Consider the following 20,524-nt stretch of genomic DNA (forward strand, 5'->3'; position numbering starts at 1 on the left):
GGTCTGGCCCTTTCGCTGGCAAGCCAGCTCCTACAGGGGTACGCGGTCACTGTAGGAGCTGGCTTGCCAGCGAAGGGGCCGTCAGTTACAGCACAATACTCATGCCGTCATACGCCACTTCAACTTCACGCCAATCCAGCTCCGCCCGCTGCGGTGAATCCTCATCGAGAATCGGATTGGTGTTGTTGATGTGGATAAGTACCTTGCGCTGCGTTGGCAGCTGCTCCAGCACTTCGAGCATGCCGCCAGGGCCGTTCTGCGCCAAGTGGCCCATCTCCCGGCCGGTACGGGTGCCGACACCACGGCGCTGCATTTCGTCGTCGTCCCACAGCGTGCCGTCCACCAGCAGGCAATCGCTGGCGGCCATGATCTCCAGCAGCGGCGCGTCGACTTTGCCCAGGCCCGGTGCATAGAACAGTTTGCCTCCGGTATTGAGGTCTTCGACGATCAGGCCGATGTTGTCGCCCGGATGCGGGTCGAAGCGATGCGGCGAGTAGGGCGGCGCAGCGCTGCGCAGGGGCAGCGGGGTGAAACGCAGGTTCGGGCAGGCCGGAACGCTGAAGCTCTGGTCGAGCTCGATGCGGTTCCAGCTCAGGCCGCCGTTCCAGTGGGTCAACATGTTGAACAGCGGGAAGCCGGTGCTCAGGTCTTCGTGGACCATGTCGGTGCACCAGACCTGATGCGGGCAACCTTCACGCAACATGAGCAGGCCGGTGGTGTGGTCGATCTGGCTGTCCATCAGGATGATCGCGCTGATTCCGGTATCACGCAGGGCACGCCCCGGTTGCATGGGCGCGAAGCTTTGCAGCTGGGCACGGATGTCCGGGGAAGTGTTGCACAGCACCCAGTTCACGCCGTCATCGGAAATCGCGATGGACGATTGGGTGCGCGCCTGGGCCCGCAGGCTGCCGTTGCGAAAACCTGCGCAGTTCTCGCAATTGCAGTTCCACTGGGGAAAACCACCGCCAGCGGCGGAACCTAGGATCTGGACAAACATGGGCGCTCCATCATTTCAACGCTGAAAATAAAACGCCTCGGATAACCGAGGCGTTGTGCTGCATTCTGCCAGGGCAGAGATCAACGGCTTGCGAAGTACATGGTGACTTCGAAGCCGATTCGCAGGTCGGTGTAAGCCGGTTTGGTCCAGGCCATCAGTTGAACTCCTTCAGGTAAGGTTGGACAGCGCTATCTATATGTATAGTCCACCTCCAGTCAGAGATGTTCCAAATAGTTAGGCTGCTATGTTACTCAAAATTTCACAGGGATTGCCCGTGAAACTTTGAAAAAGCTCCTTACCGTCTGGGTAATGATCATTTTGTCGCTTGCCAGGGCGCTCCGGGTGCAGGGTTGTTCGCCAGGCAGCGCCAGCCGCCTTCGGCCCGGTTCAGGCGCTGGATCGCGGCCAGCAGTGCGCCGCGGTCGGTCAGGAGTATGGCCAGGGGTAACTGCGTCAGATAATCCGACGGGCGGCCGGCCAATTTACCCTGCCAGAGCAATTCGGCGGCTTGGCTTGTTGGCAGGGCGGCGTTGGAAAACTGATCGGCCAGGGTCTGGCGCTGGCTGATGAAGGCGCTTTCGTCGAGGGCCTGGATCAGCGCCGGCAACCCGTTCAGGAATTGTTCGATATGTTGCAAGAGCTCCGCAGCGGCCACATTCGGCGATTGCACACCCAGCAGCAGCCCGGTCTGCCCGTGGATCTGTCGCAGGGCACTGAACACCGCGTAGCCCAGTTGCAGCTCCACCCGCAGGCGCTGATAGAACGGCGTCTGACAGAGATGGGCGAGCAACCACCAGGCGGCTTCGTCGGCCAGATCCTGGGTGGCTGTCGGACAGAACAGTAACAGCGCGTGTTCGCTGGAGTTGGTCTCGACGCTGCTCCATAGGTGCTGGGAATGAATCAACGGTGCCGGTGCCTGTTGCGTATCCGCTGTGCCCGGCACGCGGCTCAAAGCCAGGCCCATGGCCGCCTGAGTCTGCGCAGAAAAACCGCTCGCCAGGCCAGTCCAGCGAGCGCTCGACCACAGTTGTGCCAAGTTGTCGGATTCAACCGATGGCTCAAGGCAGTGATCGGGCAGCACCTTGAGTAGCTGTCGAATCGGCATCAGGGCGGGGCGGGCCGGTGATGGCGATGCCGACGCTGCATCAGGCTGGGTCAGCAGGTTCAGCGCGTGTTCGAGTATGGACGGCATTGGCGCTTGCAGGCCGGTCATTTTCAACAGCCATTGATTGCCCGACGCAGCGAAGGAAAAATCCACGCCGGCTTCACTTGCGTCTTCACGCAGCGCTTGCAGGGTGTTTTCCAGGCGCGATTGAAGGCTGGTGCCGGGGGCCGCGTCCAGGCGCCAGCGCAGGTACAGCGCAGCTTCAGCGCCGTTTTCCGGTAGCGCCTGGCTGAACTGCATCGGCGAACGTTCGCGGCGGCTGCGTGAGCGGTCATGGGCAAAGGTGCGCAGGCCCCGGTGGGCGCTGGTTTGTCCGCGAATCAAGCCGGCCCCTGGAGGCGCAGCTTCGGTGCGCAGGAACGGATTGGGCGCGGGGAGTTGCCACGGGCCGTTGAAGTTATCCACAGCGCCGATTTTTTCCAGAATGACCTTGAGGGCGGCAACACCGACTTCGGATAAGTCTACTTCGCGCTCTTCGATGTCCTGACGAGCCAGTTGCAAGGCACTACTTGTCTGGCGCTGGCGCAGCGCCGCGTATTCCTCGCGTAACCCGCGCCAGTCCTGTTGGGCGAAAAAGCTCAGCCAGTCCCGCAATTGCTCGCCAATCTCGCTCGCCAAAGCATTGGCGGGCAGGGTGAACTCAATGTGCAGCAAGGCTTGTTCGGCGAATTGGTACAGGGCGCGCGCCTTGAGGTTTTCAACTCGGCCCTGTTTGCGCAGTTCAGCCAGCAGCCCACCGGATTTCGCGGTGTTCAGCCAATGGCACAGAAAGCCCAGCGCTTCGGCGGATGAGTCGGGCAGTGCTTCAAGGGCAAACAGCAGGTCCAGCCGATGCTCGCCGACCTGTTGATAACTATTGCTCGCGCCTGCCATCAGCGGCGTCGGGGCTTGTTGCGGGACCTTCTCGCCATTGGCAATGACGTTGCCGAACGCTTCGGCCAACAGCCTCAATTCATCAAGGCTCTGGGGGCCGGCAAGGCTCAAGGTCATTTGTCCGGTCTGGTAATAGCGCTGGTAAAAATCCTGCAAGGCCTGCTGGAACTCGGGTTGCGGCACCGGCAGGCTGCCGCGGTTGCCGGCATGAAAACCGCGCAACGGATGAGTGTCGCTAAGCCCGTCCATCAGTGCCAGTTGCTGCTGCGCCGCGGCATCCTGGGACCAGGCGATGAACTCCGCGTGCAGCACTTCCCGTTCCCGGTGCTGGTCATCCAGCTTCATGCGCGGATGGGCGAGCATGTCCGCCAACCGCTCCAGGCCTTGGGCAAACGCCTGGGGTGGCAACTCGAAAAAGTAATCGGTGCTGCGTTCGCAGGTTTGCGCATTCACCTGGCCGCCGTAGCGCTGGACGAAGGCCATCAACCCTTGGTCGGCGGCAAAACGCTCGGTGCCGAGAAACAGCAGGTGTTCGAGAAAGTGCGCCAGGCCCGGCCAGGCCAACGGCACATCATGGCTGCCAGCGGCAACCCGCAACGCCGCCGCGCAGCGCTTCAAATCCGGGGCATGACGCAGCGTCACCCGCAAGCCGTTGGCCAGGGTTTCAGTGTGGGGGCGAGGGGGATTCAGCGCAGGCATGAGCACTTCCAGGACAGAGAAGTGCCAATGCTAGCGGATAACGGTGGCTCAGCGCTTGTTCAGCGCGCCGTAAAGCTCTGGACGGCGATCGATCAGGTAGCGATTGGCTGCGCGGGAGTCGAGCATCAACTGGCGGTCCAGCTCACCGACAATCAGCGCCTCATCGAGTCCCGCCTGGGCAATGCGGCTGCCATCCGGTGCCGCGATGCTGCTTTGGCCACAGTAGTGGATATCGCCTTCGCTCCCACAATAGTTGGCATAAGCCACGTAGCACTGATTCTCGTAGGCCCGGGCGCGGACGGTAACGTCAGCGATGAAGTCGAACGGGATCATGTTGGCCGTCGGTACCAGGATCAGTTCGGCGCCGGCCAGGGCCAGGCGGCGGGTATTTTCCGGGAACTCGAGGTCGTAGCAGATCAGGAAGCCGAGCTTCCAGCCATTGAGTTCAACGATGGGGAAGTCGTCCGAGCCGGCGCTGAACATCGAACGGTCGAGGTCACCGAACAGGTGCGTCTTGCGGTAATTGCACAGGCGCTCGCCATGGGCGTCGATCAGTTGCACGGCATTGTAGATTTGTCCGTCTTCGCAGCGTTCGGGATAGCCATACAGGATGGCTATCCCGGCGGTCTTGGCAATGCGCGCGATCTGTTGCGCCGATTCACCGTTGTGTACCTCCGCCAGCACGCTGACGGCATCGACGCCGATGTTGTAGCCGGTCAGGAACATCTCCGGCAGTACCAGCAAGTCGGCGCCCTTTGCCTCCAGCGCCAGCTGATGCAGACGCTGAAGGTTGCCGGCGACATCCAGGGGCAACGGTGGACATTGGTAAAGGGCTACGCGCATTTCGGATTCCTCTTACTCGGGCAGGGCGATCGGGCCGATTTCGTTGAACACATCTCCTGGACCCGGATTCTCGGCGTGAGTTGCACCGCCGAAGTGTTTCATGATGCCCCACACCGCATTGAGCGAGGTCTGTACCGCGCCTTCGACCCAGGCCGGGGTCCACGAAACGTCGTCGCCGGCGATGAAAATCCCGCGCTGTTCGGCCGGCATGTCGTCCTGCATGAAATGCGCGTACATGCGCTGGTTGTAGCGATAGTGGCCGGGCAGGGCACCCTTGAAGGCGCCGAGGAAATGCGGGTCGGCTTCCCAGGACACGGTGATCGGATCGCCGATGATGCGCGCGGCGATGTCGACTTTCGGGTAGATTTTTTTCAGCGCATCCAGCGCCAGCTTCACGCGTTTTTCCACCGGGTGCGGGAGCATTTTCAGCGCATCGCTCATCCACGAATAGGACAGGCAAATCACCCCGGGCTTGTCGTCGCCGTTGTCGAACAGGTAGGTGCCGCGGGTCAGGCGATCGGTCAGGGTCATGCTCATCAGGTCGCGGCCGGTTTCCGGATCCTTGTCCTTCCAGAACGGGCGGTCGACCATCACGAAGGTTTTCGACGACTGCATGTAACGGGTGCGGTCCAGGGCCATCCACATCTTCTGCGAGAACAGGGTTTCGTCGCATTCGATCTGGGTGGTCAGCAGCCAGCTCTGGCAGGTGGTCAGCACCGCGGCGTATTCGCGGGTGTCGCCGTTGTTGTCGGTGACCGCAAAACGGCCGTCCGGCGCGTGGGCGATTTTCTTCACGCCAGAACGTGGCGCGCCGCTGTGCAACGACTTGAGGCTGGTACCCTGGGGCCAGTGCACGCAGCGTTCCGGGACATGGCGCCAGATGCCCTGTGGTACCTGTTCGACGCCGCCGACCACCAGATGCTGGTGATCGTCGCAGTTGGTCATCACCACGCGGAAGATTTCCAGCATCGAGTTGGGGAAGTCCGAGTCCCAACCACCGGTACCGAAACCGACCTGGCCGAACACTTCACGGTGATGGAACGACAGCTTGGCGAAGGCTTCGGAGGTGGCCACGAAATCGTAGAAGGTGCGGTCGTCCCACAACGGCACGAGGGTGTTCCACAGCTCCTTGAGGCGCGGCACGTCGCGGTCGCGGATGGCCTGCTGGATATCGGCGAACTGCGAACCCGCTTCCAGGGCATCGGCCCAGGCGTCGGCGACTTCCTGGAACAGTGCAGGAAGATCCGCCAGTTTCTGTGCGTAATGGGTCTTGCCTTCCAGGTCGATGACAGTGCTGCCGGAGGCCGGTGTCAGCGGGTTGGGGAAGGGTTTGGTTTCAAGGTTCAGCTTGTCGACATAGTGATAGAACGCGGTGGACGATACCGGAAAGCGCATGCCGCCCAACTCGGCGACGATGCCGTCGGTGCCATTGAACGCCTGGGAGCGCAGGCGCCCGCCCAGTTTCGAGGCCTCATAGACCACGGGCTTGAGACCCAGCTTCATCAACTCGTATGCGGCCACCAGCCCGGCGATACCGGCGCCGACAATCGCCACTTCGGCACCGTGATGGTGCTCGGGAATGCTGCCCAGGCCGGCCGGGTGTTCGATCCAGTCGTCGAAGGCGAAAGGAAAGTCCGGACCGAAAATGGTGATCGGTTTTTTACCGTCTGCAGGATGGCGATTGTTCTTGTTCATGGCTGACCTTGCTGGCGACCCGACGCGGAATGCGCATCTGAGTATAGGAAAAGATGCCAGCCATTCTAGAGAGCACCGAACACGTTAATAAGACGCAAAGTGTCGTCGTTTTGCCAGATTACTGATCAGTATGACGAGATAACTGCGCACACTGACCACTGTAGGAGCTGGCTTGCCAGCGATGAGGCCTTTGAATCTTGTGTTGATGGTCCGGACGCCTTCGCTGGCAAGCCAGCTCCTACAGGTTCTTTGCAGGCCAGCCAGACAGCCATAACCACCGGAAAAATCTTAAACCGGCTGCCCCCGATCAATCTTGCTGCTCAAGATGATCGACGTCGTGGTCTTCTCCACCCCATCCACACTGCCAATCTGATCCAGCAACTCATCCAGCTGCTCCGGCGAATCGCTGCGCAACCAGGCCACATAATCAAATTCTCCACTCACCGCACACAACTGCTGCACCTGGGCCATCGCACTCAGGCGCCGCAACACCTCCTTGCCGGAACGCGGCTGCACGGTAATCCCCACATACGCCTGCAGCCCGCCATCCACCACGCGCTGGCCGAGCCGCACGCCGTAGCCGGTGATGACCTTGGCTTTTTCCAGCCGCGCCAGGCGCGACGTGACGGTGGTGCGCGCGATGCCCAGTTGCCGGGCGAGCATGGCCACGCTTTCGCGGGCGTTGATCTGCAGGGCCGCAATCAGCTGACGGTCGATTTCGTCGAGAACGGGCGGGCGAATGTCAGGCAAGGCGGTCTCCAGCGGCTTGGATCAATGTGCAGGCATGTTACAGGCACATCCCCCGCAGCGCTCGCGACGCCAACATCCTGCTGACCGTGGGGGATATCGATCAGAAAAGCCAACGCCATTTCAGGACGTGTCTGACATACGTGGCAGGACCCCCTTGCCGATCATTGATTCTTTCCGTGGCGTCGGGTCGCGGAGAGGTCTTAAGGTGCCAGGGGCGAATGGAAAAGGTCTCGTTCGATGTTGATCAGGTGTACTGCATATCCTTGAGTGAGCGCCATGACCGGCGGCAACTGTTCCGAAGCACCGTCGCAACGCTCATTTCAAACCCGATCGAGTTCTTCATTGCCCAGCGCAACAGCGAACCGATCCGAGGCTGTTACGAATCACATCAGGCACTGGCCAGAAAAGTCCTGGCCGAAGGTTGGCAGCGGGTATTGATCTTCGAGGACGATGCCAAGCCCTATGGGCTTCATCCGATACAGGTGCGTTGGGTGAACCGGTTCATTCGCCGTAACAGGTTTGAGGCGTTGCACCTGGGGTACAGCATGGGTCGTACGTGGCTGACATGGTTCCCGTTCATTGCCCGCGGCAACGTGGTGGCACTGCACGCCTACATCCTCTCCCGCGAAGGCTGCAGGGTGCTGGCCCAAACTCCCTACGTCGGAGTACCAGTCGATGTCCTGTTCAAACGGCAGATCAAACAACATTGTGTATTTCCCATGCTGTTTCGCCAGCACGCAGCGGCGGTGACAGGCAGCGACATCGAGGCGCGCGCGGTGAATGAAGATGAATGGTGGGAACGCAACTGGAAGAAACACAAACGCTCGGTGTGGAAAAACCTCTGGCGAACCCTGGTTCGATTCAGGTTTTGATGATTGACCCGGAGTCCGCATTTGGTCTGTGATGTATGACAGCTCAATTGTGGTCGTGACACGAGGGACAGGTCATGTCGAAGAAAATGCCTCCTGCTGTACGGGCTCGTGCCTGGGAGATTGCCCATCACGAAATGGGCCACTACGTCGTCGCCCGTGCCTTGGGTTTTGCCACGGGCAGCGTGAGCCTGACAGTGACCATGGACTTACGGCATCACGGCGGGGCGTCCGTTAGCCTGGTGCGGGCGATTTCTTCGATCGAGGCCATGAAGCAACATCTGGAGGCCCGGATGATCGTCCTTCTGGCTGGCGCAATGGCGCAGACACTGCCTGCAAAATCTTCAGCCGGGCAACGCGTCGACAAGTCGAAAGCCACAGCCATCCTCAAGGGAGAGCAGGGGGCGGAGCAGGATTACGCAAAGATCAGGGAGCTGCAGCATCTACTGCGCAATTTGCTTTATCCCGAGACCGATCCGGCGGCGTCCGAGCGCATAACCGCTGAACTTAAAATTCTGACGGATCGCGCGTGGCAGCGGACTCAAGACATCGTGGAAGAACTGTCCGGGACCATTACCGAACTGGCAGCGGCCTTGGTGGGCGGCATGGTTATCGTCGAGCAGTGGGGGCGGGCGGCGGATACGTATGAGGTCGTGTTGACGGGGCAGATGCTTGAGCGGCTGCGGGCGGTGCAGGCGATACCCGTGTTACATATTTGAATAGGCCTGCGTTAGGGTCCAACACGCTGGCAGGCCGTACCGTGTGCTGTACGCGTTCGGGACGGCGCTGCGCGATTCTGCTGATCGGGGGTGATAAAACCGGCCAGGAGCGTTGGTATACGGACCATGTGGCGCTAGCCGAGCGTATCTTCGACGAGCACTTGGAAACATTGAAGAAAGAGGGCTATGAAAATGGCTAAAAAATTTGCTGATTTGGTGGCGCGTCGAGCTCCAGAGTCTCAATCGCGTGTCGAGGCTTTGCATCAGAAGCTGCGAGCTCAAATGCCATTGCACGAGTTGCCAGGCGCAAGCGTTGAGTCAGGACTCGCTAGCCAAAACACTTCATGTCAACCAGGCGGCGATATCCAAGATGGAGCGGCGTACAGACATGTACATCAGTACTTTGCGCAACTACATCCGCGCAATGGGTGGCGAGTTGGAAATCATTGCCACCTTCCCGGAAGGTCAGGTAAAGATCGAGAACTTTGCCAACTGAGCGATTAGACAATGGCGACTGATTCGAACCCTTCAGATACGCAAAAGCCGCGCATTGCGCGGCTTTCTTGTTTGGTGGGCCCACACGGACTTGAACCGTGGACCAAAGGATTATGAGTCCTCTGCTCTGACCAACTGAGCTATAGGCCCCATTGGTCGCGGATTATAGCGATGGTTTCGCGGCTGTGCTATCCGAAAAATCTGAAACTACTGTACGAAGGAACGTTGCGGCAAATTCGTCGGGGGGCAGGGGCAGGCTGACGATGTAGCCCTGGATCTGCTCACAGCCTTCGGCGGCCAGGAATTGCTGCTGCGCCTGGGTTTCGACGCCCTCGGCGATGACCGTGAATTGCATGCTGCGGCCGAGGGCGATGATGGCGCGCACGATCGCGGCGTCGTGGGGGTCATCCGGCAGGCCGCGGACGAAGGATTGGTCGATCTTGAGAATGTCCAGCGGCAGGCGCTTGAGGTAGCTCAGCGAGGAGTAGCCGGTGCCGAAGTCGTCGATCGCCAGTTGCACGCCCAGGTGCTTGAGTTGGTGCAGCACCGCCAGCGCTTCTTCGGCCTGGCTCATGATGAAGTTTTCGGTGATTTCCAGTTGCAGGTAGCCGGGGTTGAGGCGGTTGTCCTTGAGCAGCTGCTCGATGCGCCCCAGCAGGTTTGGTTGGCGCAGCTGGGCACCGGCGAGGTTGACCGACAGCGGGCCGAGGCCTTCGTACATCTGGTTCCATTCAAACATCTGCCGGCATGCGGTCTCGAGAACCCAGTCGCCGATCTGCAGGATCATGCCGTTTTCTTCGGCAAGCGAAATGAAATGTTCGGGCGGTACGTCGCCAAAGGTCGGATGACGCCAGCGAATCAGCGCTTCGGCGCCCACCAGGCGATAGTCCTCGAGGCTGATCTTGGGTTGGTAGCACAGGTGCAGTTCATTGCGCTCGATGGCGCGGCGCAGTTCGTGCTCCAGCGCCACGCGCTCGCTGGCCTGGGCGGTGAGGTCGAAGGTATAGCTTTCGACACGGTTGCGGCCCTTGGCCTTGGAGCGGTACATCGCCGCATCGGCATTCTTGATCAGCGTGGCCACGTCGCAGCCGTCCTTGGGGTACAGGCTCGTGCCGATGCTGGAACTGATGAAAAACTCATGTTCGCCGGCCTGGAACGGCGCGGTAAAGCAGTTGAGCAGCTTGGTGGCGATGTTGTCGGCGTCGCTGGCTTGCTGCAGGCCGGGGAGCAGGATGATGAATTCGTCGCCGCCCAGGCGCGCGACGGTGTCGATGTCGCGCAACTGGTCCTTGAGGCGCACGGCAATGCCCTTGAGCAACAGATCGCCGACCGGGTGGCCGAGGCTGTCGTTGATGTGCTTGAAACGGTCCAGATCGAGGAACAGCACCGCCCCCTGGCCGCCGTTTTCCTTCTGGTGATTGAGGGCGTTGAGTAAACGGCTCTCGAACAGCGTGCGGTTGGGCAGGCCGGTCAGCGGGTCGTGGTGAGCCTGGTAGTCGAGTTTGGCCTGGGCGTGTTTGAGGCTGGAAATGTCGGCGAACACGGCCACGAAGTGGGTGATGAAATTTTCGCGATTGCGCACGGCGCTGATGGTCAGCCAGCTCGGATAGAGTTCGCCATTCTTGCGTCGGTTGGAAATCTCGCCTTGCCAATGACCTTCGGCGGTCAGTTGATGCCACATGGCGGCGTAGAACGCGCTGTCATGCAGGCCCGAGGCAAGCAGGCGCGGGGTATGGCCCAGTGCTTCGCTTTCGCTGTAGCCGGTGATTTCGCTAAAGGCACGGTTGACTGCGCTGATGTGCTGCTGGGTATCGGTGATCAGCACGCCTTCTGCGGTGCTCTCGAATACCGTGGCGGCCTGTTGCAGTTTTTCCTGCATCAGGTGGCGCTCGGTGATGTCCCGGGCAATGGTCAGCATGCAGTCATCGTCACCGATTGGCAGCGGACGACTGGAGACCTCGCAGAGGCGGATCTGCCCGTCGCTGCGGCGGATATGGCAGCTGAAGTCTCGGACGAAACCGTCCCGGTGCAACAGGTCGAGCATTTGTTTACGTTCGTTGAGGTTGACCCAGATCCCCAGGTCCAGAGCCGAGCGATCCACGGACATTGCGCTGTTGAAACCGGTAATGCGGCTGAAGCCCTCGTTGACCTCGATCAGCAGGCCATCGCTTTGCCGGGACAGCAACAGGCCGTCCGGCGAGGCGTGGAACGCCTTGGCGAATTTCTCTTCGGAGGTTTGCAGTTGTTGCTGGGTTTCCTTGAGCTGGGTGATGTCGCGCACCACGACTACCAGCGCCGGGGTCGTGTCGAGGTCGAACGGTTCGGCAGAGATCAGGCCGGTGAACACTTGGCCATTGCTGCGGCGAAAGGGCATCTCCAGGTTGCGGATGCTGCCGGCCTGCAAGCGCTGCAGCAGCCCGGGCCCGACGCCCGGGATGCCCCAGATGTTGAGGTTGGTGGCGGTCTGGCCGATAACGTCCTCGGCCCTGAGGCCGATCTGTTCTTCGAACGCCTCGTTGACCTCCAGCAGGCAGCCGTCGCTGAGGCGTGCGATCACGAGGATGTCCGGGCATTGCTGGAATACCGAAGCGAACTTCTGTTCAGACTGGCGCAGGGCTTCTTCGGTGCGCTTGGTTTCGCTGATGTCGATCATCAGGCCGCGCATCACCGGCTCATGACCGTGTTCGATCAGGCTGACGATGTCGCGGACCCACAAGCAACGCCCGTCAGCGGTGATGACACGGTAATCGAGGCTGTGGTCTCGCCCGGCCAGCACTTCGTGGTCGCAGAAGCTCTGCGCGCGGGTGAGGTCGGCGGGGTGGATGATGTTGCGCCAGAAGCCGGGGATCAACCAGTGGGACAGGGGGTAACCGAGCAGGTCTTCGGCGTGGGGCGACACATAGCTGTAGGTGAAGTCGCTCATCCGCGCTTCCCAGGCGATGGCCGACAGACTCTCCACCAGCCCGCGGTAATGGTATTCGCTGCTGCGCAGTTCCTGCTCCAGATCAACCCTGCGGGCGATTTCCGAACTCAAGCGACGGTTGACGCGGATCACTCCAGCCAGCACGAGGATCAGCAGCAGTAGCCCAGGCAGGCCGTAGATCAGCAGATCGGACCAGAATGTTCGATGATCGAGAACGTTGCCCACCCAGTGCTCCTGGATCGAGCTGATTTCAGCAGGCGACATGTCGGCCAGGACTTTATCCAGGATGCCGACCAGCATCTTGTTGTCCCGTGGTACGCCCATGGCCAACTGATAGCGGTAGGGGGTTTCGCCGCTGACATACAGCCCGTCGAGCTTGAGCTGGCGCAAACTCCAGATGCTGGAGGCGAGATCGCCTACCACGGCGTCCACTTCATCGGTGGCCAGCGCCTGCAAGGCTGAACTGACGTTGGGCATCGCCACCAGGTTCAGATCGGGATTGTGGGTACGCAACAGTTCGTGGGGGGCGTAGTTTTCCACCACGGCGATTTTCAGCCCGTACAGGTCTTTGAGTTTACGCGGCTGGGCGCCTCCGACATGCGCCAGGATGACGATCGGGAAATCCAGGTAGGGGCGGGTGAATGACAGGTAGGCCTGGCGTTCCGGGGTCGACATGATGCCCGGCAAAAGGTCCAGCTTGCCTTGTTTGGCCTGGTCCAGCACGACCGTCCAGCTCACGGGCTCGATGGGTGTGAGCTTGATGGCCAGTCGCTCGCGAATCAGGTCGATATAGTCTGCCGCAAGGCCCTGGTAACGCCCCTGGTCGTCGCGAAACTCAAAGGGGGGCCAGGACGCATCGACACCCAGGCGCAGGTCCGGGTGGGCCGCAAGCCAGCTACGTTCTTCGTCGGTTAGAGTCAGCGCGCCAGCCGTTGCGGTCCAGGAAATCAGCGACAGCAAAAAAAACACGGTCGGCAGTCTGGGCATAACGGTCTCGTTATGGCTCGGGGAATGTTTCGAGTGTAGACGGGCAAAACGGCGGGTGGGGTGGTGCGGGGGATTTAATCTGCACAAAACAAAACCCCCGGCCTGGGCCGGGGGTTCTGGTGTCACTCGTCGAGGAAGGAGCGCAAGTGCTCGCTTCTCGTCGGATGGCGCAGCTTGCGCAGCGCCTTGGCTTCGATCTGACGAATCCGTTCACGGGTCACGTCGAACTGCTTACCAACCTCCTCGAGGGTGTGGTCGGTATTCATGTCGATTCCGAAGCGCATGCGCAGTACCTTGGCTTCACGGGCAGTGAGGCCGGACAGCACTTCGCGAGTCGCTTCCTTGAGGCTCTCAACGGTCGCGACATCGATTGGCGACTGCATCGTCGAGTCTTCGATGAAGTCACCCAGATGGGAGTCTTCGTCATCACCGATCGGGGTTTCCATGGAGATCGGCTCTTTAGCGATCTTCAATACCTTGCGGATCTTGTCCTCAGGCATTTCCATGCGTTCGCCCAGCTCTTCCGGGGTCGGTTCGCGACCCATTTCCTGCAGCATCTGGCGGGAAATGCGGTTGAGCTTGTTGATCGTCTCGATCATGTGCACCGGAATACGGATGGTGCGGGCCTGGTCGGCGATCGAGCGAGTGATCGCCTGACGGATCCACCAGGTGGCATAAGTCGAGAACTTGTAGCCGCGACGGTATTCGAACTTGTCTACCGCTTTCATCAGGCCGATGTTGCCTTCCTGGATCAGATCGAGGAATTGCAGGCCACGGTTGGTGTACTTCTTGGCGATGGAGATCACCAGACGCAAGTTCGCTTCGACCATCTCTTTCTTCGCGCGGCGGGCCTTGGCCTCACCGATCGACATGCGACGGTTGATGTCCTTGATCTCGGCGATCGTCAAACCGGTTTCGGTTTCCAGCGCGGTCAGCTTCTGCTGGCAACGAATGATGTCCGGCTGCAGGCGACCAATGGCTTCGGCGTATTTGCTCTTGCCTTTGGCCAGTGCGTCAGACCAGCTTTCGTCGACTTCGTTGCCCGGGAACTGGCGCAGGAAGTCGGCACGCGGCATGCGCGCATCACGAACGCAGAGCTGCATGATTGCACGCTCTTGCTGACGCAGACGATCCAGGGCACTGCGCACACGCTCGACCAGGCCTTCGAATTGCTTCGGAACCAGTTTGATCGGCATGAACAGTTCGGCCAGTGCCAACAGCTCGGCAATTGCCAGCTTGTTGTGGCGACCGTGCTTTTTCAGCGCCTTGCGGGTGATTTCCATCTGATCGGCGACAGCGCCAAAACGCTGGGCGGCGATGATCGGATCCGGACCGCTTTCGGCTTCTTCTTCGTCATCGGAAGCTTCGGCGTCATCGTCTTCGGCATCGTCATCCGCTTTCGCGGCCTTTGCGTCGATCGGCGGCGGTACTTCCGCCGCAGGCGGCGCAATACCATCGTCCGGGTCGATATAACCGCTCAGGACGTCGGACAAGCGGCCACCTTCGGTGGTGACGCGAGTGTATTCGGAGAGAATATGATCAACCGTGCCAGGGAAGTGCGCGATTGCGCTCATCACTTCACGGATGCCCTCTTCAATACGTTTGGCGATTTCGATTTCGCCTTCACGAGTGAGGAGCTCGACCGTACCCATTTCGCGCATGTACATGCGCACCGGGTCGGTAGTGCGACCAATGTCGGTCTCGACCGCTGCCAACGCAGCAGCTGCCTCTTCGGCCGCGGCTTCGTCGGTATCGGCGTCGGCCAGCATAAGGGAATCCTTATCTGGCGCAACCTCGAATACGTTGATCCCCATGTCGTTGATCATGCGGATGATGTCTTCCACCTGTTCCGGATCTGAAATATCCTCCGGCAGGTGGTCGTTGACCTCCGCGTAAGTCAGGTAGCCCTGCTCACGACCAAGTGTGATCAACTCTTTGATACGAGACTGCTGTTGCGCTTTTCCGGACATAACACCCTATCCACTGAAGGTCTTGGCGGGCAAAAAACAAGCCGAGGATTATACCTGAGCTATGACCTCACGCGCCAGTTGAGGTCGGGCTTGATGCGGAAACATTGCGACTTAATAGGTCGCGCAGTTGGTTTTTCTCTTCTGTGCTCAGCTCGCTTTGTCGGGCTTTCCTGAGCAGTTGTTCCAGATTTCGCTCGCGTTGGCGGGCTGACAAGCTAGTAATGGTGTCGAAAAACTGTTGTTCAAGGTTATCTCCGTCAATCAGCCATTCCTTTTCCGCCAGCGCCTTGAGCAAACGTCCTTGCTCCGTGCCGTGCCAGCGCGCAATCAACTGAAATGAGTTTAGCTTGGGATTCTTCTGTACGGCTTCGAGCAGCGCCACCAGCAGTTGCGTGTTGGTGTGGTCCTCGGCGGCAAAATGCCCGGCATCCTCGACTTTTTCGGCCAGTTGCGGGTGGTGAAGCAGCGTGCGCAACGCGGCGAGCGTCGGTGGCTCTACGGCCGCTGGCACCCTGGGCGCGCGGGGTTGATCGCGATCACCACCCCGCTTGCCGTTCTTGTCCCACGGCTTCTTGTCCCATTTCTTGCCGCCTGCGCCGGGTTTCTTCGGCGTCCATTCCTGCTGCGGTACGTACATTTCCTGCGATTGCGGCTGATGATAGTCGCTGTAGTCGGGCATCGCGTCGTAATCGATGCCCGGATCGTAGGCCGGTGGCGCTTCTTGCGGGGCGCTTTGCACCAGCTGACTGACGGCTTCCCCGCTCAGGCCGGTGATTTCGCTGAGGCGCTGGCGCATCAGGATGCGCAGGTTGGCCCCTGGCACTTTGTCGATCAGCGGTGCTGCCAGGGTGGCCATGTGGGCCTTGCCTTCGAGTGAGCGCGGGTCGGCTTCTTCCGTCAGTTGCTGGAAAAAATAATCGGCCAATGGCTGCGCGTGCTGGTTGATGCGTGCGCGGAAGGCGTCGGTGCCTTCGGAGCGGACCAGGGTGTCCGGGTCTTCGCCTTCGGGCAGGAACAGGAATCGCGCGCGACGGCCATCCTGCAGGCTCGACAGCGTGGCTTCGAGAGCTCGCCAGGCGGCGTTGCGGCCGGCCTGGTCGCCGTCGAAGCAGAACAGCACGCTGGGCACGACGCGAAACAGCCGTTTCATGTGCTCTTCGCTGGTGGCGGTGCCCAGGGTCGCGACGGCATTGCGCAAGCCTTGCTGGGCTAGGGCGATGACGTCCATGTAGCCCTCGACGACGATGATTTCGTCGAGGTTGCGGTTGTTCTTGCGCGCTTCGTACAGGCCGTAGAGTTCCTGGCCTTTATGGAAGACCGGGGTCTCCGGCGAGTTGAGGTACTTGGGCTTGTCGTCGCCCAGCACTCGGCCGCCAAACGCGATGATGCGCCCGCGACTGTCGCGGATCGGGAACATCACGCGATCACGAAAGCGGTCGTAGCGCTTGCCGGTTTCAGCGTTTTCGATCAGCAGGCCGGCATCGATCATGGCTTTTTGTTGCAGGGTGTCGCTGCTCAAGTGCTTGAACAGGTTGTCCCAGCCAGGTGGCGCAAAACCGAGGCCGAAGTCCCGGGCGATTTCACCGGTCAGCCCGCGACCTTTCAGGTAGTCCACTGCGGCTTTGCGCGCCGGATGGCTTTTCAGGGCCTGGCGATAGAAGTCGGCGGCGGCCGTAAGCAACGGGTACAGCGGCGAATCGGTGGGCTGGCGCGGCTTGTGCGGGCGCCCGCTTTCTTCCCGGGGGATTTCCATCCCGGCGGCCTTGGCCAGTTCTTCGACAGCCTGGGGGAAGTCCAGGTTGTCGTGGTCCATGATGAAACCCAGGGCGTTACCGCCAGCGCCGCAGCCGAAACAGTAATAGAACTGCTTGTCGGGGCTCACGCTGAAAGAGGGTGTTTTCTCTTTGTGGAACGGGCAACAGGCCGTATGGTTCTTGCCGGCCTTTTTCAGTTGCAGGCGCGAGCTGACCACGTCGACGATGTCGGTGCGGTTCAGAAGGTCGTCAATGAAGCTCTGGGGAATCAGCCCGGCCATGGCGTTCTCGTCGTCTGCGCTGAAAAGGAACCGAAGCGAAGGGTAGCTGAGCGCGGGTCATTGCTTGAGGCACGCAAAATGTGCTGCTCGACCGGTATCGCCTGCATAATCGCTGTCGGGAAGTGTATCTGCCGAAAATCCACTGACGTTACTACTCATCAGTATTCGACTGTTTGAAAGTGTTGCGCTGAATCCGGCTGCGCCCGTCAAGGGTCTCGGATAGCTCTTTTTCGGCACGCAAACAGGTGCCTTGGGCTGATCGTCGTGAGAGGAATCAGTGGGTGTGCTCGTCAGTAGCCTTGAAAGGCTCGTCAGAAAAGACGTGCACCGCTGGCAAAAGAGCCAGGTCTGACGCAGTGAAGCAGATTTGTCTCGGTCGCGTCTGCGGCTTCGACGGTGAAGCATCAAGCGTTTTACGCAAATGCCATTAGCCCGGCGTGAAGCCGGGCTTGGCAGAAGCTTGCTACGATCGTCTGTGTATTAGTACAGGCGAACGGCGCGGCGCTGTTCGCGCTGAACTTTCTTGGCGTGACGCTTAACAGCGGCTGCTGCTTTGCGCTTACGCTCAGAAGTTGGCTTCTCGTAAAATTCGCGGCTACGAACTTCAGCCAGTACACCGGCTTTTTCGCAGGAGCGCTTGAAACGACGCAGAGCTACGTCGAAGGGTTCGTTCTCTTTTACTTTGACGGCTGGCATCCAGAGCTACCTTCATTCATTACCGGGGTCAACATCCTCGCGGCAAAAGAGCACTTGAAGACGTCGGTTTTTAAGGGTTGCGGATGTTAACCCCTCATCGCACGGAATGCAAAGCCTCTGATCGAAAACCGCTGGTCGGGGCATCACGCGGCGACTATTATGCGCGCCTTCGAATTCAGCCTAAACAAGGCGCAAACCCATGCTAGTACTGGGATTAGAAACCTCTTGCGACGAAACCGGTGTCGCGCTTTACGACAGTGAACGCGGTCTGTTGGCCGACGCGCTGTTCAGCCAGATCGACCTGCACCGCGCCTATGGTGGCGTAGTGCCGGAGCTGGCCTCGCGTGACCACGTCAAGCGCATGCTGCCCTTGATTCGTCAGGTGTTGGCCGAAGCCGACTGCGTGCCGACCGAGATCGACGCCATCGCTTATACCGCGGGCCCCGGCCTGGTCGGTGCATTGCTGGTGGGTGCTTCCTGTGCCCAGGCGCTGGCCTTTGCCTGGGGCATTCCAGCGCTGGGCGTGCACCATATGGAAGGCCACCTGCTGGCGCCGATGCTGGAGTCGCAACCGCCGGAATTTCCGTTCGTCGCTTTGTTGGTGTCGGGCGGTCATACACAGTTGGTTCAGGTCGACGGAATCGGTCAGTACACGCTGCTGGGCGAAACGCTGGATGACGCCGCAGGCGAGGCCTTCGACAAGACTGCGAAGATGATGGGGCTCAATTATCCGGGTGGCCCGGAAATCGCTCGCCTGGCCGAGCAGGGCGTTGCAGGACGTTTCGTCTTCCCGCGTCCGATGTGCGACCGCCCTGGCTTGGATTTCAGCTTCAGCGGCTTGAAAACCTTCGCCCTGAACACCTGGCAGCAGTGTGTGAGTGCCGGAGACGACGGTGAGCAAGCCCGTTGCGACATCTCGCTGGCGTTCCAGCAGGCCGTGGTGGAGACTTTGACCATCAAGTGCAAGCGCGCCCTGAAAGCGGCTGGCATGAAGCGCCTGGTGATCGCTGGAGGCGTCAGTGCCAACAAGGCGCTTCGCTCCTCCCTGGAAAAAATGCTCGGCGACCTGAAGGGCGATGTTTTTTACGCCCGTCCGCAGTTCTGCACCGATAACGGCGCCATGATTGCGTTTGCCGGTTGCCAGCGCCTGCAGGCTGGCCAGCAGGAAAGCCTGGCGATCAGTGTGCAGGCGCGGTGGCCGATGGAGCAGTTGTCGCCCCTGTGATGAGCGGCGCTCATGGCTGGCTGCTAAAAATGCCGTTCGCGCCCGGCAAACAGGTCGCGTAGATTGCCCCGGTGGCGCCAGACGATCATTGCGGTCAGGGCGCACATGGGCAGCAGCGCTGCCGGCTCTTGCCAGGCCAGCAGTGGCAGGGTCAGGGGCGTGGCGATCAAGGCGGCCAGCGAGCTGGTACGGGTCAGGTAGAACGTCAGCAGCCAGGCGCAGACCGCCATCAAGGCTGCTGGCGGGTACAGCCCCAGCAGCATGCCGGCAGCGGTGGCGACACCCTTGCCACCGCGAAAGCGGAAGTACAGCGGGAACAGGTGACCGATAACGGCGCAAACGCCGATCCAGGCCTGATCCTGCAGTGACAGGCCTGCGAGGCTGGCGATCAGTACGGGCAACAGGCCTTTGCAGAGGTCGCCGAGCAGGGTCAGAATGGCGAGTTTCTTGCCGGCCAGGCGCAACATGTTGGTGGCGCCGGCATTGCCCGAGCCACTCATTCGCGGATCGGGGGTACCGGTCAGGCGGCTGAGCAAAATGGCGAAGGACAGAGAGCCGAGCAGGTAGGCGAGGGTCGCCAGTAACCAAAACATGCTAACTATTCCGGGCGAGGACGCCCTGATTCTAACGGCGCATTGCGCCCTTGTCGTGTAGCGGAGAAAAGTGCTTGGACAGAGTGTTTATCGAGGGCCTGGAAGTCGACACCGTGATCGGTGCTTATGACTGGGAGCGAGGCATCCGACAGTGCTTGCGGCTTGACCTGAGTTTCGCCTGGGATAATCGTCCGGCCGCCGCTGGCGATGACCTGACCCTGGCGCTGGATTACGCGAGCGTTTCGTCGCGCATCCAGGCCTTTGCCGAGCAGGCGCAGTTCCAGCTGGTCGAGACCTTTGCCGAGCGGCTGGTTGAAGTGCTGATGAGCGAATTCAAGATCACCTGGATGCGCCTCAAACTGACCAAGCCAGGCGCGGTTCCTGCCGCTACCGGTGGCGTGGGCGTGGAGATCGAGCGCGGATGTCGCTGACTCAGGTATATCTCGGGCTCGGCAGCAATATCGAGCGCGAAACCCATTTGCAGGCCGGCCTGGAAGCACTGGCGGGTTTTTTGGTGGATATGCGTTGCTCGGCGGTCTTCGAAAGCCAGCCAGTGGGGATCAAGAGCGGGCCGTTCTTCAATTTCGTGGTGTCGGCCTGTACCGACTTGCCGCTGATGGAGCTGGATCGCCGATTAAAGTTCATTGAGGCCGATAATGGGCGTTACGCGCCTGATCGCCGAGGTTTGCCTCTGGATATCGACGTGTTGCTGTACGGTGACCTGGTGGGCAACTTCGATGGCCTGGTACTGCCGAGGGCGGAAATTCTTAAAAATGCCTTTGTATTGTGGCCGTTGTCGCTGATTGCGCCGGATCGCGTGCACCCGGGTGTAGGTAAAAGTTTCGCCGCGTTGTGGGCCGAAGCGCAGATTGATCAAGTGCTTGCGCCGGTGGCATTTGAGTGGCGTGGGCAGCCATTAACCCCGTCCGATTTGCTTTAAAGCAAAAGATCGCAGCCTGCGGCAGCTCCTACATGGAAACGCATATTCCT

At 60.3% G+C, this 20,524-nt stretch carries 16 protein-coding genes, 1 tRNA gene and 2 pseudogenes; 7 read left to right on the forward strand and 12 right to left on the reverse strand.

The annotated features are described in order from the left end of the window. Window positions 1–85: 85 nt before the first annotated feature. From pqqB to SOP85_RS28170, 6 genes are all read right to left on the reverse strand, one after another. Window positions 86–997, reverse strand: coding sequence for a pyrroloquinoline quinone biosynthesis protein PqqB (gene pqqB / locus SOP85_RS28145; RefSeq protein WP_323628990.1), 912 nt, complete (start codon window positions 995–997; stop codon window positions 86–88). 80 nt (window positions 998–1,077) lie between these two features. After that, window positions 1,078–1,152: a pyrroloquinoline quinone precursor peptide PqqA gene (gene pqqA / locus SOP85_RS28150; protein WP_003444522.1), complete on the reverse strand. Its 75-nt coding sequence runs from the start codon at window positions 1,150–1,152 to the stop codon at window positions 1,078–1,080. Between the two features lie 158 nt (window positions 1,153–1,310). Next, window positions 1,311–3,734, reverse strand: a complete 2,424-nt coding sequence (pqqF, locus tag SOP85_RS28155; protein WP_323628993.1) for a pyrroloquinoline quinone biosynthesis protein PqqF — start codon at window positions 3,732–3,734, stop codon at window positions 1,311–1,313. A 48-nt stretch (window positions 3,735–3,782) separates the two neighbouring features. Beyond that, window positions 3,783–4,577, reverse strand: coding sequence for a carbon-nitrogen hydrolase family protein (locus SOP85_RS28160; protein WP_323628994.1), 795 nt, complete (start codon window positions 4,575–4,577; stop codon window positions 3,783–3,785). Window positions 4,578–4,589: 12 nt separating this feature from the next. Then, a complete protein-coding gene (locus SOP85_RS28165; protein ID WP_274077738.1) occupies window positions 4,590–6,272 on the reverse strand; it encodes a flavin monoamine oxidase family protein in 1,683 nt (560 codons plus the stop codon). Between the two features lie 288 nt (window positions 6,273–6,560). After that, entirely contained in the window at window positions 6,561–7,022 is a 462-nt protein-coding gene (locus tag SOP85_RS28170; protein ID WP_274077737.1) for an Lrp/AsnC family transcriptional regulator, read from the reverse strand. A 218-nt stretch (window positions 7,023–7,240) separates the two neighbouring features. Between SOP85_RS28170 and SOP85_RS28175 the strand changes: the two genes are divergently transcribed. The 4 genes and pseudogenes from SOP85_RS28175 to SOP85_RS28190 all read left to right on the forward strand — a co-directional run bounded on the left by SOP85_RS28175 (window position 7,241) and on the right by SOP85_RS28190 (window position 9,106). Beyond that, complete coding sequence (locus SOP85_RS28175; RefSeq protein ID WP_323628995.1) at window positions 7,241–7,894, forward strand: hypothetical protein; 654 nt, start codon at window positions 7,241–7,243, stop codon at window positions 7,892–7,894. A 74-nt stretch (window positions 7,895–7,968) separates the two neighbouring features. Next, window positions 7,969–8,610: a site-2 protease family protein gene (locus SOP85_RS28180; protein WP_323628996.1), complete on the forward strand. Its 642-nt coding sequence runs from the start codon at window positions 7,969–7,971 to the stop codon at window positions 8,608–8,610. A gap of 10 nt (window positions 8,611–8,620) precedes the next feature. Continuing rightward, window positions 8,621–8,810: pseudogene (locus tag SOP85_RS28185) on the forward strand (type II toxin-antitoxin system RelE/ParE family toxin); the annotation flags it as partial. Further along, window positions 8,803–9,106, forward strand: a pseudogene (locus SOP85_RS28190) (XRE family transcriptional regulator). The pseudogenes SOP85_RS28185 and SOP85_RS28190, both read left to right, overlap by 8 nt. 72 nt (window positions 9,107–9,178) lie before the next feature. On the opposite strand, the gene SOP85_RS28195 reads toward SOP85_RS28190, so the two are convergent. From SOP85_RS28195 to rpsU, 5 genes are all read right to left on the reverse strand, one after another. Continuing rightward, window positions 9,179–9,255: transfer RNA gene (locus tag SOP85_RS28195), tRNA-Ile, on the reverse strand. Between the two features lie 13 nt (window positions 9,256–9,268). Beyond that, entirely contained in the window at window positions 9,269–13,015 is a 3,747-nt protein-coding gene (locus SOP85_RS28200; RefSeq protein WP_323628998.1) for a bifunctional diguanylate cyclase/phosphodiesterase, read from the reverse strand. Between the two features lie 122 nt (window positions 13,016–13,137). Then, window positions 13,138–14,985, reverse strand: a complete 1,848-nt coding sequence (gene rpoD, locus SOP85_RS28205; protein WP_274077733.1) for an RNA polymerase sigma factor RpoD — start codon at window positions 14,983–14,985, stop codon at window positions 13,138–13,140. A gap of 67 nt (window positions 14,986–15,052) precedes the next feature. After that, on the reverse strand, window positions 15,053–17,020 hold the full coding sequence (gene dnaG / locus SOP85_RS28210; RefSeq protein WP_274077732.1) for a DNA primase: 1,968 nt from the start codon (window positions 17,018–17,020) through the stop codon (window positions 15,053–15,055). 480 nt (window positions 17,021–17,500) lie between these two features. Next, window positions 17,501–17,716, reverse strand: a complete 216-nt coding sequence (gene rpsU / locus SOP85_RS28215) for a 30S ribosomal protein S21 (protein WP_002551877.1) — start codon at window positions 17,714–17,716, stop codon at window positions 17,501–17,503. Window positions 17,717–17,915: 199 nt separating this feature from the next. Here rpsU and tsaD point away from each other — a divergent pair, with 199 nt between their 5' ends. After that, window positions 17,916–18,941, forward strand: coding sequence for a tRNA (adenosine(37)-N6)-threonylcarbamoyltransferase complex transferase subunit TsaD (gene tsaD / locus SOP85_RS28220; RefSeq protein ID WP_274077731.1), 1,026 nt, complete (start codon window positions 17,916–17,918; stop codon window positions 18,939–18,941). 23 nt (window positions 18,942–18,964) lie between these two features. Here tsaD and plsY read toward each other — a convergent pair whose 3' ends face one another. Beyond that, window positions 18,965–19,534, reverse strand: coding sequence for a glycerol-3-phosphate 1-O-acyltransferase PlsY (gene plsY / locus SOP85_RS28225; protein WP_323608539.1), 570 nt, complete (start codon window positions 19,532–19,534; stop codon window positions 18,965–18,967). A gap of 74 nt (window positions 19,535–19,608) precedes the next feature. Between plsY and folB the strand changes: the two genes are divergently transcribed. Together folB and folK are read left to right on the forward strand one after the other, a co-directional pair. After that, window positions 19,609–19,965 (forward strand): dihydroneopterin aldolase, encoded by a 357-nt coding sequence (folB, locus tag SOP85_RS28230; RefSeq protein WP_008051601.1) that lies wholly within the window; start codon window positions 19,609–19,611, stop codon window positions 19,963–19,965. Continuing rightward, entirely contained in the window at window positions 19,956–20,474 is a 519-nt protein-coding gene (gene folK / locus SOP85_RS28235; protein ID WP_323608538.1) for a 2-amino-4-hydroxy-6-hydroxymethyldihydropteridine diphosphokinase, read from the forward strand. Before folB ends, folK begins: the two co-directional genes overlap by 10 nt. The last annotated feature ends 50 nt before the right edge of the window (window positions 20,475–20,524 follow it).

This window comes from Pseudomonas sp. YuFO20, from assembly GCF_035064975.1.
Taxonomy (GTDB): Bacteria; Pseudomonadota; Gammaproteobacteria; order Pseudomonadales; family Pseudomonadaceae; genus Aquipseudomonas; species Aquipseudomonas putida_AE.